The sequence below is a fragment of the Paradesulfitobacterium ferrireducens genome, from assembly GCF_017310645.1.
Taxonomy (GTDB): Bacteria; Bacillota; Desulfitobacteriia; order Desulfitobacteriales; family Desulfitobacteriaceae; genus Paradesulfitobacterium; species Paradesulfitobacterium ferrireducens.
Map to the genome: position 1 here is coordinate 63,390 of NZ_JAFLRH010000009.1, position 14,570 is coordinate 77,959.

The 14,570-nt window shown below is 49.6% G+C and carries 14 protein-coding genes; 11 read left to right on the forward strand and 3 right to left on the reverse strand.

Features of this window, described 5'->3' with window-relative positions; all coding sequences use genetic code 11:
• Position 1: 1 nt before the first annotated feature.
• The 9 genes from dltA to J0X21_RS03595 all read left to right on the forward strand — a co-directional run bounded on the left by dltA (position 2) and on the right by J0X21_RS03595 (position 12,204).
• Positions 2-1,591 (forward strand): D-alanine--poly(phosphoribitol) ligase subunit DltA, encoded by a 1,590-nt coding sequence (gene dltA, locus J0X21_RS03555; protein ID WP_206810812.1) that lies wholly within the window; start codon positions 2-4, stop codon positions 1,589-1,591.
• Positions 1,591-2,763, forward strand: coding sequence for a D-alanyl-lipoteichoic acid biosynthesis protein DltB (dltB, locus tag J0X21_RS03560; protein ID WP_206810815.1), 1,173 nt, complete (start codon positions 1,591-1,593; stop codon positions 2,761-2,763). Before dltA ends, dltB begins: the two co-directional genes overlap by 1 nt.
• Before the next feature lie 15 nt (positions 2,764-2,778).
• Positions 2,779-3,582, forward strand: a complete 804-nt coding sequence (locus J0X21_RS03565) for a GNAT family N-acetyltransferase (protein ID WP_206810817.1) — start codon at positions 2,779-2,781, stop codon at positions 3,580-3,582.
• A 61-nt stretch (positions 3,583-3,643) separates the two neighbouring features.
• Positions 3,644-4,225: a flavodoxin family protein gene (locus J0X21_RS03570; protein WP_206810818.1), complete on the forward strand. Its 582-nt coding sequence runs from the start codon at positions 3,644-3,646 to the stop codon at positions 4,223-4,225.
• 77 nt (positions 4,226-4,302) lie between these two features.
• Complete coding sequence (locus J0X21_RS03575) at positions 4,303-6,033, forward strand: phospho-sugar mutase (RefSeq protein WP_206810820.1); 1,731 nt, start codon at positions 4,303-4,305, stop codon at positions 6,031-6,033.
• A gap of 34 nt (positions 6,034-6,067) precedes the next feature.
• Positions 6,068-7,045, forward strand: coding sequence for a diacylglycerol/lipid kinase family protein (locus J0X21_RS03580; protein ID WP_328812191.1), 978 nt, complete (start codon positions 6,068-6,070; stop codon positions 7,043-7,045).
• A 101-nt stretch (positions 7,046-7,146) separates the two neighbouring features.
• Positions 7,147-9,738 carry an ATP-dependent chaperone ClpB gene (gene clpB / locus J0X21_RS03585; RefSeq protein ID WP_206810821.1) on the forward strand — a complete coding sequence of 864 codons (2,592 nt, stop codon included), beginning with the start codon at positions 7,147-7,149 and terminating at the stop codon, positions 9,736-9,738.
• Between the two features lie 249 nt (positions 9,739-9,987).
• On the forward strand, positions 9,988-11,760 hold the full coding sequence (locus J0X21_RS03590; RefSeq protein WP_206810825.1) for a UbiD family decarboxylase: 1,773 nt from the start codon (positions 9,988-9,990) through the stop codon (positions 11,758-11,760).
• A gap of 54 nt (positions 11,761-11,814) precedes the next feature.
• The gene (locus J0X21_RS03595) at positions 11,815-12,204 is read left to right on the forward strand and encodes a putative signal transducing protein (RefSeq protein ID WP_206810827.1); all 390 of its coding nucleotides are present in this window, start codon (positions 11,815-11,817) and stop codon (positions 12,202-12,204) included.
• Here the strand turns inward: J0X21_RS03595 and J0X21_RS03600 are convergent.
• A complete protein-coding gene (locus tag J0X21_RS03600) occupies positions 12,151-12,690 on the reverse strand; it encodes a DivIVA domain-containing protein (RefSeq protein ID WP_206810830.1) in 540 nt (179 codons plus the stop codon). The genes J0X21_RS03595 and J0X21_RS03600 overlap by 54 nt on opposite strands.
• 153 nt (positions 12,691-12,843) lie before the next feature.
• Between J0X21_RS03600 and J0X21_RS03605 the strand changes: the two genes are divergently transcribed.
• Complete coding sequence (locus tag J0X21_RS03605) at positions 12,844-13,053, forward strand: hypothetical protein (RefSeq protein WP_206810832.1); 210 nt, start codon at positions 12,844-12,846, stop codon at positions 13,051-13,053.
• An 18-nt stretch (positions 13,054-13,071) separates the two neighbouring features.
• Positions 13,072-13,269: a spore coat protein gene (locus J0X21_RS03610; protein ID WP_206810837.1), complete on the forward strand. Its 198-nt coding sequence runs from the start codon at positions 13,072-13,074 to the stop codon at positions 13,267-13,269.
• 75 nt (positions 13,270-13,344) lie between these two features.
• Here J0X21_RS03610 and J0X21_RS03615 read toward each other — a convergent pair whose 3' ends face one another.
• Together J0X21_RS03615 and ribH are read right to left on the reverse strand one after the other, a co-directional pair.
• Positions 13,345-13,962 carry a sigma-70 family RNA polymerase sigma factor gene (locus J0X21_RS03615; RefSeq protein ID WP_206810838.1) on the reverse strand — a complete coding sequence of 206 codons (618 nt, stop codon included), beginning with the start codon at positions 13,960-13,962 and terminating at the stop codon, positions 13,345-13,347.
• 108 nt (positions 13,963-14,070) lie between these two features.
• Positions 14,071-14,538 carry a 6,7-dimethyl-8-ribityllumazine synthase gene (gene ribH, locus J0X21_RS03620; RefSeq protein ID WP_206810840.1) on the reverse strand — a complete coding sequence of 156 codons (468 nt, stop codon included), beginning with the start codon at positions 14,536-14,538 and terminating at the stop codon, positions 14,071-14,073.
• Positions 14,539-14,570 lie beyond the last annotated feature (32 nt).

The following is a 14,570-nucleotide window of genomic DNA, read 5'->3' on the forward strand; positions in this document are numbered from 1 at the left end:
CATGCTAATCGAAACTATTGATTCATGGTCACGGAAAGGCATGAATCATGTTGCGCATCAATACCGGGATCACATAATCACCTACGGGGCTCTGAAAGAGCATTCGGATGCCCTGGCAGCCTGGATTAGCCAATATTATCGTGAACATGACATTTTACGCCAGACGCCGGTTATTGTATATGGACACAAGGAAAATGAAATGCTGGTTTCTTTTTTGGCTGCGGTAAAATCCGGTAACCCGTATATTCCGGTTGACACTTCAGTACCGGGTGACCGTCTGCAGCAAATCATCCGTTCCTCACAAGCTAAGTTAATCCTCTCTCCCCAGACCGTTCCCGGGGAAATTTTTAACTTTGACCTAAAAATCATTGAGAACATGGAGCTGAACTCTCCTGAAGTTTACGCGGACTTTCTCGGGCAAACGGTTCCTTCAGAGATTTTTGTGCAGTCAGAGGAAGTTTACTATATTATTTATACTTCCGGTAGTACCGGCATCCCTAAAGGAGTGCAAATACCTCTCAAAGCCTTAGAAAGCTTCCTTAAGTGGGTGAATTCAGCCTATGCGCCTCAGGAGCAACAAGAAGTGTTTTTGAATCAGGCCCCTTTCTCGTTTGACCTCTCGGTCATGGATTTGTACATGGCCTTGAGTACGGGCGGAACACTCTGGAGTATAGATAAAACCCAGATCGCCAGCCACAGGGAATTATTTGAGTCCCTCGCAAACTCACGAGTCAGTTTCTGGGTATCCACTCCTTCGTTTGCGGATTTCTGTCTGCTTGACCGCAAATTTGAGCAAAGCCTTCTACCTAACCTCAAACGCTTCCTTTTCTGTGGAGAAGTGTTAACTCATGATTGCGCCTCCAAGCTTAAAAGCCGCTTTCCTCAAGCGGTCGTAGAAAATCTTTACGGTCCGACCGAAGCAACGGTTGCCGCGACTACAATTTCAATTACGTCAGATATCCTGGAGCAGTTCAATCCCCTGCCGGTAGGTGCATGCAAGCCGGATAGCAGACTAATCATCTGCGACTCAGATCGTCTGTCGGAACATATACAAGCGTGCTGCGGGATGCTGACTGCCGCTCCCGATATGCTTGAAGATGGAGAACGGGGAGAAATTGTGATCGCTGGCCCTAATGTAAGCATTGGCTACCTGAATAATCCGGAACAAACAAAAAGAGCCTTTTTCAGTTGGGAAGAAGAGGGTGTATTCTGGCAAGCCTATCGTACCGGAGATGCCGGCGCTTGGAAAGATGGCCTTTTGTTTTTCTATGGGCGTCTCGATTTTCAGGTGAAGCTTCACGGGTACCGCATTGAACTGGGGGATATAGAGGAAAATCTGCGCAAAATTGAATGGGTGGAAAATGCGGTGGTCCTCCCGGTGGTAAAACGGGAGAAAATCGAGTATTTACAGGCCTTTGTGACCACGAAAAAGGCAATTATGGATGAATTTGACGCCGGCCAGGAGATGAGGCAGCAGCTTAAGCAATACCTGCCGGAGTATATGATCCCGCGGCGGCTGCGCTTTCTTGAAAAAATGCCGATGACTGCCAACGGTAAAGTAGACCGGCGCGCCCTGGCGGAGGGTAACTAATGGTCCCATACGAGAGTTTCCAGTTCTTTCTGTACCTTTTAGTGCCGCTGTTTCCCGCCATACTGCTTGGGCTCGGGGGAGCCCCAGCCAGAATTCGTTCAGCTTGGATATTCCTGTCCACCCTAGGCATGCTTCTGCTGATTGCCCGTCCGCTCAGTGTTCTCATGCAAATCGCTGCCTTCTTTGTGGGGGAATGGTTCCTCGTTCGGGTTTACCTTTATTATCGCACGAGGAAAACATGTCACAACCAAAGCTGGGTCTTTTATCTGGCCGTTTGCTTAACCATTTTACCCTTAGCTTTGGTAAAATTAAGCCCGAGCCTGGTCAAGGCTGGCTTCTTGCATACCGGAATCGGTTTTTTGGGTATTTCCTACCTGACCTTCCGGGTCGTCGGCACCATTATAGAGGTTAGGGATGGCCTGATTCAAGAGATTAAGCTCCTGGACTTTATGAGTTTTGTTTTATTCTTTCCGACGGTGGCTTCCGGGCCGATTGACCGGTATCGCCACTTCCTGACTGATTTAAGAAAACCGCTCTCCAGGCAAGAGTATGGAGGCTTTTTAACCCTTGGCATTGATTTTATCTTTAGAGGTTTTCTCTATAAATTTGTGATTGCCTATTTGATCAACCTCAAATGGATGGGGCCGCTGGCCCAAGCCTCCGGCTTCCAAGCTGATCTTAATTATATGTACGCCTATGGTTTGTACCTCTTTTTTGATTTTGCCGGCTATAGTGCGTTTGCGGTTGGGGTCAGCTACATTCTTGGGATTAACACACCGGAAAACTTTAAGTATCCTTTTATCTCCAAGAGTATTAAAGATTTTTGGAATCGCTGGCATATGTCTCTTTCCTATTGGTTTCGGGACTATATCTACATGCGTTTTGTCTTTTGGGCGACCAAACGCAAATTGTTCAAAAACCGCTATACCATTTCCTATCTCGGATATCTATTGTTATTCGGGATCATGGGCATCTGGCACGGAACTCAGCTTCAATACATTGCCTATGGTTTTTATCACGCCTTGCTCATGATTGGGTTTGATTACCTGGAGCGTAAGAACAAAACCCTTAAGTTTTGGGGTACGGGCCGCATCTGGGATGCTTTGGCCTGGCTGGTCACGATGCAGGCGGTGTTCCTGGGTTTTTTAATTTTCTCGGGAAGATTGTTTTAGGAGAAAAAAGGATTCATGAATTACACATTTGAAAGTATAAATAGCACTTCTTTATCCGAGTTGACCCATATCTGGAACCGGTGCTGGCAGGGGTATACTTTCAATTTTAAGTATACACCCGACCAGATGCGCGTATGGTTGGAGTTAGTGGGGGTGTCTTTGCCGGCTTCCTTGCTGCTCAAAGTCGGTGGCAGGGCCGTGGGGTTGGCACTGTTGGCGCTTGAGGGCAGGCAAGGATGGCTGGCCGGCGCGGCGATCGCCCCAGAATATCGCGGGCATGGTCTGTTCGCACCTCTGATCAAAGCAGAGATGGCGGTGGCGCAGCGTTTGGGGCTAAAGCGCATTCAGCTAGAAGTACTCACGGATAATTTTGCACAGCGCGTGTATGCTGCAACTGGGTTTCGCTATCAAAGGCCTCTTCATATCTACCGATTCGAACGCACCAATTCTATAGTAAATCAGAAGTTGGTTCCGGGTTCTTTAAGAAAAGTTCCCCTTGATGATTATTTTGGCGTCCGGATCCAGAGCGGATTCTCCCCTTCGTGGCAGCGCCGGGAAAGCTGTCTCAGGCGGTATCCGGATCTTACTGCTTACCTTGAAGACGCGGGGCGGATGGGAGTGCTGGTTTCAGGTGCGGGCAAAGTTTTGCTCGACACCTGGAGCGTGGATGTCAAGAGCGCGGCCAACCTGAGACAGTTTTTTCCGAGTATCGAAGGACAGATTTTACGCAACCAGCCTGTGGATGCTTTAGCTAATTTCCTAAGTTCTATAAGCCTGGAACCCTTTGCAGCTCAATATGAAATGGCCCTGGACTTCTAATTGCCGTTTGTATAAATACCCTGGAAGCTGGGGATGTTCCTAGCAGAAGGGAGAGATTAAGATGGAATTATCGGTTTTGGGGCTCGCCTGCAGCCCGCGCCGACACGGCAATACAACTATTCTGCTGCATCATGCCATGGAACAGGTGCGAGCGCTTGGACATAGAGGGGAAACAGTTTATGTCACTGAGCTTGATTTTTCCCAGTGCCAAGGGTGCAATGCTTGTTCAGTCAAAGGAATATGCAAGTTCAAAGATGATATCCAGGTGCTGTCGGAACGCCTGGTTGCGGCCGACCGCATCATTCTCGCAGCTCCCATATTTTTTATGGGGGTGAATGCTCAGACTAAGGCGATGGTCGACCGGATGCAGCCCTTCTGGGCCAAGAAATATCTGCTTAAACAGCCAATCATTGAAGATCCGTCCCGCCTGCCGCGGCGGGGACTGTTTTTTTCCGCCGCCGGAACGAATCGGGAAGAAGTTTTTGATTGCGCCAAGAAAACGGTTCAAACATTTTTCAATATGTTTGACATAAAATATGCCGGGGACTGCCTGTATAAGGGAGTGGATGACGCAGGGGAGATTAGGCGCCATGCTACGGCTTTTGCAGAAGTGAAACAGGCAGTTACTGAACTGTTAACTTAATTGTGGTATAATACCTTTATGCCCCTCAGCTGAGAGCTGAGGGTTTTTCCTAATCTTAATCAGAAAGGAGAAATTACATGATCCAAGAAAGGTATAAGCTTTGGGCGGAGAATCCCTATTTTGACGAGGAAACAAGGGCTGAGCTTTCCCGGTTGCAAGACCCGAAAGAAATCGAAGACCGGTTTTATACTGATCTGGAGTTCGGTACAGGAGGATTAAGAGGAATTCTGGCTGCCGGCAGAAACCGCATGAATAAATATGTAGTGCGCAAAGTGACACAGGGGTTGGCTGATCTGATCGCGGAATATGGACAGCGGGGCAGGGAAAGAGGAGTTGTAATTGCTTATGATTCACGCCGCTTCTCCCCGGAATTTGCGCGGGAGGCCGCCCTGGTACTGGCCCGCAACGGAATTAAAGCCTATCTATTTGAATCCCTGCGCCCAACCCCGGAGTTGTCTTTTGCCGTCCGGCATTTACATACCTTGGCAGGAATTGTGATCACGGCCAGCCATAACCCCAAAGAATATAACGGGTATAAAGTATACTGGGAAGACGGGGGGCAAGTCCCGCCCGAGCAGGCTAACCGCATCCTGGCTAAGATTCAGGAACGGGAAGATTGGTTGGGGATTGAACCCCTGGCGGAAGACGAGGCTCGCCGGCAGAAGCTTCTGGTCATGATCGGAGAGGAAATAGACCGGGCTTACTTAAAGAAAGTACAGACGTTATCCATTCATCCGGAACTGAATCTAAAATCCGGGAATAAACTTAAAATCATTTACACCCCTCTGCACGGTGCAGGAACGATGCTGGTGCGCAAGGCTTTGGCCCAGGCCGGTTTTCATTCTGTTTTTGTAGTACCTGAGCAAGAGAAGCCTGACTCGGAATTTACCACAGTTCCTTTTCCTAATCCAGAGATCCCTTCTACTTTTGATTTAGCCCGTTCCTATGCCCTGGAGCAAGGGGCGGATCTTATCTTAGCCACGGACCCGGATGCGGACAGGCTGGGAGTTGCGGTCCGGGCCGGAGACGGTTCCTATGTTCAGCTGACCGGGAATCAGGCCGGAGTCATTCTTATGCATTATATTCTTGGGCAGAAGCAAGCGTTGGGAACGCTCCCTGCGAAGGCCGCCGTGATTAAAACCATTGCTTCAACCGACTTAGCGGATGAGGTGGCCCGTTCGTTCAAGGTCAAAGTGGAAAATGTGCTGACCGGTTTTAAGTTTATCGCCGAAAAAGTCCATGAAATGGAAGAAGAGGGCTGGGGACAGTTCCAGTTCGGCTTTGAAGAAAGCTACGGCTACTTGGCGGGGACGTTTGTACGGGATAAAGACGGAATTATCGCAGCGGTTCTCTTGGCTGAAGCAGCGCTTTATTACAAAATAAACGGGGGACGCACCCTCCTGGACGTAATTGAAGACATCTACACCCGGTTCGGGTATTATATCGAAGATCAGAAGTCCTTTACCCTGGAGGGAATCGAAGGAAAAGAGCAAATGGCTAAGATTATGCACCACTTGCGTTCGCTCGAGTTTAGGGAGATCGGTGGGATTCCGGTTGAACGGATTGATGACTATGAGCAGCGCTTCGGCAAAAGATGGGAGACCGGAGAAGTATCCATTCTTACCCTGCCGCGCTCGGATGTCCTGCGCTTTTCCTTTCGCGGCGGCGGTTTTGTGATGGCGCGCCCTTCCGGAACGGAACCAAAGATCAAATTTTACTTTTCAATCAAAGAGGAAAAGCGGGAAGGTTTAGAGGAAACCCTGCAGCGGGTAAAAGAGGACATCCTGGCCCGTGTGCAAGAAGTTTAGCAGATAGTAAAATTAAAGAGAAGAGATAGTTCAAGTGAAAGAAAATGACTATGATAGAAAACAAAATCCTGATCAAGCTAGAATAATGGAAAAAAAGAGATGGTTCGCCGTTGTGAATCCCGCCTCGGCCAGCGGACGTACAGGGAAGTTGTGGTTAACTTTTCGGGAAAAGCTTGAGGCTGCCGGTTGGGTTGTGGAATATGTCCTGACTTCGGGTCCGTGGGAGGCGGTGTCCATAACCCAAGCGGCCTTAGAGCGCGGGGAACGCAGAATCATGGCTGTGGGCGGGGATGGGACGCTCAATGAGGTCGTGAACGGGTTCTTTTCTGTAGATGAAGCTCTGAGACAGGAGGCTGAACTGGCCGTTCTGACTTATGGTACCGGAAGTGATTTCATCCGGACCTTGCGGATTGAACGGGGACTTGATTCTTTTCTGAAGGTATTAAACAGGGCCGAAATCATGCCGGTTGATGTAGGCCGAGTCGAATACGAAAATATACAAGGGGAAGTTCTCACCCGCTATTTCCTGAACGTAGCGGATGTGGGCCTGGGTGCCGCCATCGCCGGTAAGGTAAATCAGACCGGTAAGGTACTGGGCGGAAAGATTTCTTTCTTATACGCCAGCATAAAAGTGATTCTCTCTTATCGCAATAAGATCTTCAAATGCCTGATTGATGGGGAAACAGTCATCGAGGGCAGGCTAAACAGCGTCATGGTTGCGAATGGCCGCTATTTTGGCGGGGGGATGATGATCGCGCCCGAGGCTGACCTGGCAGACGGCCAATTCGATGTCATAATCTTAGGGGATTTCTCTACCCTGCAATTGTTAAGGCACTTGCCTAAAATCTACCGCGGCAGCCACCTTAAGGTTCCGGGGGTTCTCGTTTATCGCGGGCGCACGGTTGCTGTCCAGAGCCGGGATAAACTAATGCTCGAACTTGACGGAGAGCAGCCCGGTTTCGCTCCGGTAAAATTTTCAATTATCCCTCAGGCTTTAAAGCTTTGGAGGTAATTTTTTTAACTTCAAAGGTCAGTCTTGGTCAAAAACTGTCTGACCAATATTGACCTTCATACTTAAAAGGAATATAATTACAGCAGAAGGAGGGCTGAATTATGTCATTTGATACCAATCGGTTTACGCAAAAATCTCAAGAAGCGATTATCAATGCCCAAGGTCTGACGGAGCGCAACGGGAATTCCCAAGTAGAGCCTGAACACCTTTTGCTTGCATTATTGGAACAAGGGGAAGGGGTAGTTCCCCAGGTTTTAAATAAGATGAACATTCCGCCAGGGTCCTTGATCCAAAAGGTTAGGCAGGAAATCCAGCGCCTGCCCCGAATCAGCGGCTCAGGTGTACAGCTCGGTATTTCTTCCCGCCTGCGCACGGTTTTAGTCGCTGCCCATGATGAGATGGATACCTTTGGGGATGAATATGTCAGTACAGAGCATCTCTTGCTGGCGCTTTTAGAAAAAGCCGGAGGTGCGGCCGCCCAGATTCTTAAGCAAGCAGGCATTACCCGGGAGCGGCTTTTGCAGGCCTTGCGCGAAGTCCGCGGAACCCAGCGCGTAACCGGGCAGAATCCGGAAAACACCTACAATGCCTTGGAACACTTCGGGCGTAACTTGGTCGAGCACGCCCGCCGCGGTAAATTAGACCCGGTGATCGGCAGGGATGAGGAGATCAGGCGGGTGATTCAGATTCTCTCGCGCCGCACCAAGAATAATCCGGTCCTGATCGGGGAACCGGGTGTTGGGAAAACGGCGATTGTTGAAGGTTTGGCCCAGCGGATTGTGCGGGGAGATGTGCCGCAGGCCCTCGAAAATAAGGAAGTGTTTTCCCTCGATATGGGTGCTTTGATTGCAGGGGCCAAATACCGGGGGGAATTTGAGGAGCGCTTAAAGGCCGTGCTCAAAGAGGTTCAAGAGCGCGAAGATGTCATTTTATTTATCGATGAGCTCCATAACGTCGTCGGAGCCGGGGCGGCCGAAGGGGCGATGGATGCAGGAAATATTATGAAGCCCATGCTGGCGCGCGGGGAACTGCATATGGTGGGGGCCACCACCCTGGATGAATACCGCAAGCACATTGAAAAAGATGCAGCTCTGGAACGGCGTTTTCAGCCGGTGGTTGTGGGAGCGCCCACGGTGGAAGACACGATTTCGATTCTTAGGGGTCTAAAAGAACGCTATGAATCGCATCACGGGGTGCGGATCACAGACGCGGCGATTATTGCAGCGGCTGTGCTCTCTGACCGCTATATCAGCGACCGATTTCTCCCGGATAAAGCGATTGACCTTATTGATGAGGCAGCGGCGCGCATGCGCATGGAGATTACGAGCGACCCCTTTGAGTTGGACCAGATCAAGCGCCGCAGCATGCAGCTGGAAATCGAGCGGGAGGCTTTAAAGAAAGAAAAGGATGAATCGAGCAAGGAACGCCTGGAAAGGATTGAACAAGAGCTGGCACAGCTCAAGCAAGAACGGGAGATACTGGAAACCCAGCTTAAGAGAGAGCGTGAGATCTTGGCCAACATTCAGGCCCTTAAGGAAAAGATTGAACGCGCACGGGTCCAGATGGAGCAAGCCCAGCAGCAGCTGGATTATAATAAGGCTGCTGAATTGCAGTATGGGATATTGCCAAGTTTGGAAAAAGAATTAGCCCAGGCGGAAGAGCAGCTGCAGAGTAAGAACAATTCTCTCTTAAAGCAGGAAGTGGATGAGCAGGATGTCGCTGAAGTTGTGGCCAAGTGGACCAATGTTCCGGTCACCAAGCTGATGGAAAGTGAAATGGATAAGCTTGTGCACATGGAAGAGCGCATCCACGGGCGTGTGGTAGGGCAGGAAGAAGCAGTACGGGCAGTTGCCGATGCCGTCCGGCGGGCGCGGGCCGGCTTGCAGGATCCGAACCGGCCGCTGGGTTCGTTTCTTTTCCTTGGCCCTACCGGAGTCGGGAAAACGGAACTGGCCAGAGCCTTGGCCGAATTTCTCTTTGATGATGAGCAAGCCTTAGTGCGCATCGATATGTCCGAATATATGGAGAAGCACACCGTAGCCCGCTTGCTGGGAGCCCCCCCGGGCTATGTCGGATATGAGGAAGGCGGCCAGTTGACTGAGGCCGTGCGCCGCCGCCCGTATTCGGTTATACTGTTCGATGAGGTGGAAAAAGCCCATGGGGATGTGTTTAATGTCCTCCTGCAGCTGTTGGATGATGGGCGCTTGACCGATGGACAGGGGCGGATGGTTAACTTTAAGAATACAGTCGTTATTCTCACCAGTAATATCGCCAGCCCCGTGATTCAAGAACTGACGCACCGGGGAACTGACCAGGAAGAGCTACGTTCCCGGGTGCAGGAAGAACTGCGCCATTTTTTCCGGCCGGAATTTCTGAACCGTCTCGATGAAATAATTGTTTTCCATCCGCTTGCCAAAGAACACATCGGGCGCATTGTGGATATTCAGCTTGCGCTTTTGCGCCGGCGCTTGGCGGAGCGCAAGCTCACGCTTGAACTGACGGAAGCTGCCAAAATGCGCTTAGCTGAAGAAGGATATGATCCGGTCTACGGAGCCCGTCCTCTGAAGCGGGTAATCCAGCAGCGCCTGCAAAACCCACTCGCTTTCAAACTTTTGCAGGGTGAATTTAAAGAAGGAGAGCATATCCTGGTAGACATTGGGTCAAGCGGGGAATATTCGTTCGGTAGGCAGTAATAAGTTGAAGGAGTCAGAATTCAGTAGTCAGTAGTCAGTAGTCAGTAGTTAAAAGGAACAGATGTTAAAGGGAACTGTTAATTTAGTCCGGCTCCAGATATAATAAGTAGGAGCCGGACGTTTCTGTAGCTTATAGATTATTACTAATAGGTTCTCACATGTTTTCTCCGTCTTTTATTCTGACTCCTGTCTTCTGAATCCTGTCTACTCACTAGTCATTGTTTACTTATAAGTGATCGAGGTGGCCGTATGTATCAAAACTTGCGCCAGTTTCTGGCTTATCTGCGCCAGGAGAAGATGCTGGCAGAAATAGAGGCTGAAGTTGACCCTTATCTCGAATTGCCGGAAATTCACCGGCGGGTGATTGATGCCGAAGGGCCGGCGCTCTTATTCACCAAGGTGAAGGGGAGCAGTTTTCCGGTAGTAACGAATATGTTCGGGACCAGCCGGCGCGTTGATTTGGCAGTCGGCCCCAAGCCGGAACGGATTGTCCAACAGGCGGTCAAGGCTTTGCCAAGCCTTGTACCTCCTCGTCTTAAGACCCTGTGGCAGGAAAGAGAATGGCTGACATCCTTAACTAAAATCGGACTGCGCACGGTGAAAGAGGGACAAGCTCCGGTACTGGAAGTACGGGAGCAAACCGTTGATTTGAGGAAACTACCGGCGCTTACGAGCTGGCCGGAAGACGGAGGGCCTTTCATCACCCTGCCTTTGGTCTATACCGAGCACCCTGCCACCGGGGAGCATAATTTAGGGATGTACCGGATTCACATTCAAGAGGCCGCGCAAACCGGAATTCACTGGCAGATACATAAAGGCGGGGGTTTCCACCATTATGAGGCGGAGCGCCTGGGTCAAGATCTCCCGGTCACTCTTTTCATGGGGGGTCCGCCTGCTCTTATCCTTGCAGCCATTGCCCCTCTGCCGGAGATGCTTCCGGAGCTGATATTCACCTCCTTTTTAATGGGGGAAAAGCTCTCCCGGGTCCAGACAGAAGCGCACCCGCATCCGCTCATTGCCGAGGCGGAATTTGCGTTCTGCGGTATGGTCCCGGCTAAAGTCCGGCGGCCGGAAGGCCCGTTTGGGGATCATTACGGGTACTATTCCTTAGAACACGATTTTCCGGTCTTCAAAATACATACTGTTTTTCGGCGGCGGGATGCCATTTACCCGGCGACCGTAGTGGGCAAACCCCGCCAGGAAGATTATTTTATTGGGGAGTATTTGCAGGCCTTGCTGGCTCCGCTGTTCCCGGTAGTAATGCCGGGAGTTAAGTCTTTGTGGACGTATGCGGAAACCGGGTTTCATGCGTTGGCTGCCGCAGTGGTTAGGGAAAGCTATCACCGGGAAGCGGTTGCCCATGCCTGGCGCATTCTCGGGGAAGGGCAGCTTACCCTGACCAAGTTCCTTTTAATAACGGATATACCGACTGATTTCAGCCATTTCAAAGGGTTGCTGGAAACGGTTCTCGAGCGTTTTGAACCGGAAGCGGATCTTATCATTATTCCGGAAACCTCGATGGATACCCTGGACTATACCGGGCGCCGCCTGAATCATGGCAGTAAAGCGGTAATGCTCGGTCTAGGTTCACCTAAGAAAAAGCTTCCTGAAGAGTATACCGGCGGCAAGCTGCCGCAGATTCCGGAAGCCAGGCCGTTCTGTCCCGGGTGTTTGGTCCTTCAGGCTCCGGCCTTCAGCGGACAGGAGCATCTGGCCCAAGATTTGCTTGACTTGGTGCAGGAAGAGGGCAGAAAGGAGTGGCCGCTTTATATCCTAGTGGATGATCTGGAGCATGCTTTAGACCAAACCGGCTTTTTATGGCAGGTATTTACCCGCTTTGATCCGGCCCATGATATTTACGTTAAGACTGAGGTAAAGCACAACCGCTTGGTTTACCAGGGACCCATGATTATTGATGCGCGCATGAAGCCCGGGTATCCCAAGGAACTGGTTCCTGATCCGGAAACGGTGAAGCTTGTGGACCGGCGCTGGCAGGAGTACGGGCTTAAGCTGCCAAACTAGCTGCGGCACATCAGGGAATCGTCTGTTTTAGTAGGTGGGGGGAGATGGGTACCGATGGAAGAATGGTCCTTCTTATGCGCAACCAAAGGGGATTTGGAAGCGGATATCATTCAAGGCTTTCTGGAAGAACAGGGAATTCCGACCGTGAGACGCTATCCGGATTTTGCTCAGGTGATGAAAGTTTACAGCGGCAGCGGGGCGGTGGATCTATATGTGCGTTCAGCGGATAAAGAGGTTGCTGCGCAGCTTTTAAGTGCCCAAAATACAGAACCCGCCGTAAAAGATTATTCTCATGCGGCAGGTCTTTCGGCAGACAATCATTCAGATGTAGGATACCCTCGTATAGACAATGCGGGATTTTTAGCCGTCGCTGTCATTGGTGTTGTAGTTTTAGTCTTGGTTCTCAGTATCTTCTTTAAGAATGACTTCTTCTTTGGTAAGTAATGCCGCGGCAACTTCCAGGTGAGCCATTGCTTGCTCCAACATTTGTTCAAGGGAATCTTTTGCGCTTTGAAGCGCATCTTTTTCTTGTTCCAAACTCGCAAGTTCAGCGCGCTGACCGGCAATTAAAGATTCCAGTTCAGCGGCTTTTCTTTCGGCTTCGGATATAGCTTCTTCAATCGTCATTTCCGCTTCGGCGCGGGCGGATTCCAAGAGCTTTTCGGCCTTAGACTCTGCTTCTTCCCGAACCTGATTGGCTATTTTTTGGGCGTTAAGCAAGGCATCACGCAGTTCTTTTTCCATTTCTACATAGGACTTTAAGCGGTGTTCGAACTCCTGAGTCTGTTCGCGCAGGCTATTGACCTGTAAACGCAATTCTTTGTTCGCGGCATTGAGATCGGCCAGTTGTTGCTGCATTTCGGCCCAAGCCTGATCCACGCTTTCCGGCTCGTACCCGCGCATGACCCGCTTAAAATTCGGAAGTTTCATAGACATCCCCCTCAGTTTGCATACGATTAATTGTAGTCTAACATGCTATCCGTTTTTAGGGAAGATTACCTTAGCTGAATGAATAATTTATGCCTAAACTGCGCAACCTGAGAATGTATTTTTTAACAGAACGTTCCAAAAGGGGGTCAGTTAATGCAGTACAATGATACGGAGAAAAAGAAGATTTTTGATGAAGGCATGTTAACCCGGAGTATGGTCGAGACTGAAGTGGCTTTGAAGAAGTGCCAGCTTTATGCCGACATGGCCAGTGATCCTTCTGTCAAATCCTTTTTTAAGGATCAAGCCAAAGGGCTGGAGGATGCGCTTGATTTTATCCGCAAAGGGTTAAGTGATCTTGTCTAAAGGAAGGGGAGTATAATCTTGAGCAATTTTACAGATCTCGACATGTTATATGACTATGAAAAAGATGTGGCCGGAGCAGCCATGGGCTACATGACCTTGGCAACGCGTGCTCACCACAATATCTTAAGAGACCGTTACATCCGGTTGGCGAATGAAGCAACCGATGCCCACTCTAAAGTAAGCAAGCTGATCAGTAAAATGGGTGGTATCGCCTAAGTTTAATTAAACTATGTAAAGCAGAAGGCTGTCCTAAGCGTAATCATTAAGGACAGCCTTAATTATTTAGGAAAATTAGCCCGCCTGACGGGAACGGTATTGCATGGTCTTTCGGCGAATCCGCTGGATGGCATTATCCAATGATTTAGGAGTGAGGCCGAAACGCTCAGTCACTTCGCGCTGCCGGTATCCGGCAATAAAATGATAATGAAATACTAAACGTTCCAGCTGTGACAGTTCCTGAGTCAGCTCTTGAACTAAGTTGCGTGCTTCATCGAGGGCAATGATAGTCGTTTCAGGGTCATCCATATTGGACATGGCATTAAGGAAAGTCTCATCTTGGTCCTCGGACAGAGAATTGTTCAAAGAAAAGGCTGCATTAAAGTAAAGGTGTTTTTGCCTGTTATGAGCGCGCAGACTGTCAATCAGCTTGCGTTTAATCACCATCCGCAGGAAATGCCGGAAAGGGATATTGGAATCTAATTTATAAGATTGTACTGCTTTGTAAATGGCAATCCGCCCGTCTTGAACCAGATCGTCATAGTCTGCCCTTTGTAAAAAGTATTTACAGGCAATTTTCCGGATCTCCGGCTCATAATAAGAAATAAGGCGGTTAAAAGCTTCATCATCTCCTGAGTGAGCGGCATAGAGCATGTCTTTTTCTTCTTCTGAGGATAAAGTTGGTGTGGTCATTGCGCTCAGCTCCTTGTCAAAAGTTAGACTTGTTCTACCATATGAGTCTAATGGAGAATGAATGCTTTGACAAGGAAAATTTTGTGGACATATAACCATAATCTGGTATTACATTGATATTTGTTTGAGTAAATTGGCTGTCTCCATTGCGGTGACCGCCGCATCAAAGCCTTTATTCCCGGCTTTCGTTCCGGCCCGCTCAATGGCTTGTTCAATATTATCCGTGGTGAGCACACCGAAAATGATGGGTAAACCGGTCTGTAAGGAGGCATTGGCGACTCCTTTACTGACTTCAGCGCTGACGTAGTCAAAGTGGGGCGTGGCTCCCCGAATTACAGCACCCAGGCAAATCACGGCATCATAGCGGTTGGATTCAGCCAGTTTTTTGGCCAGGAGGGGAATCTCAAAGGCTCCCGGGACCCAGGCGATCTCTATGTCTTCTTCCTCAACCCCGTGGCGTTTTAAGGCATCCAGTGCGCCGGCTAGGAGCTTGCTAGTGATAAATTCATTAAAACGGGCTGCAACAATTCCAAATTTAAGCCCGTTACCCATTAATTTTCCTTCATAAGTTTTCAATGTGTTCATCCTCCTAAAACTTCATGTGTCTA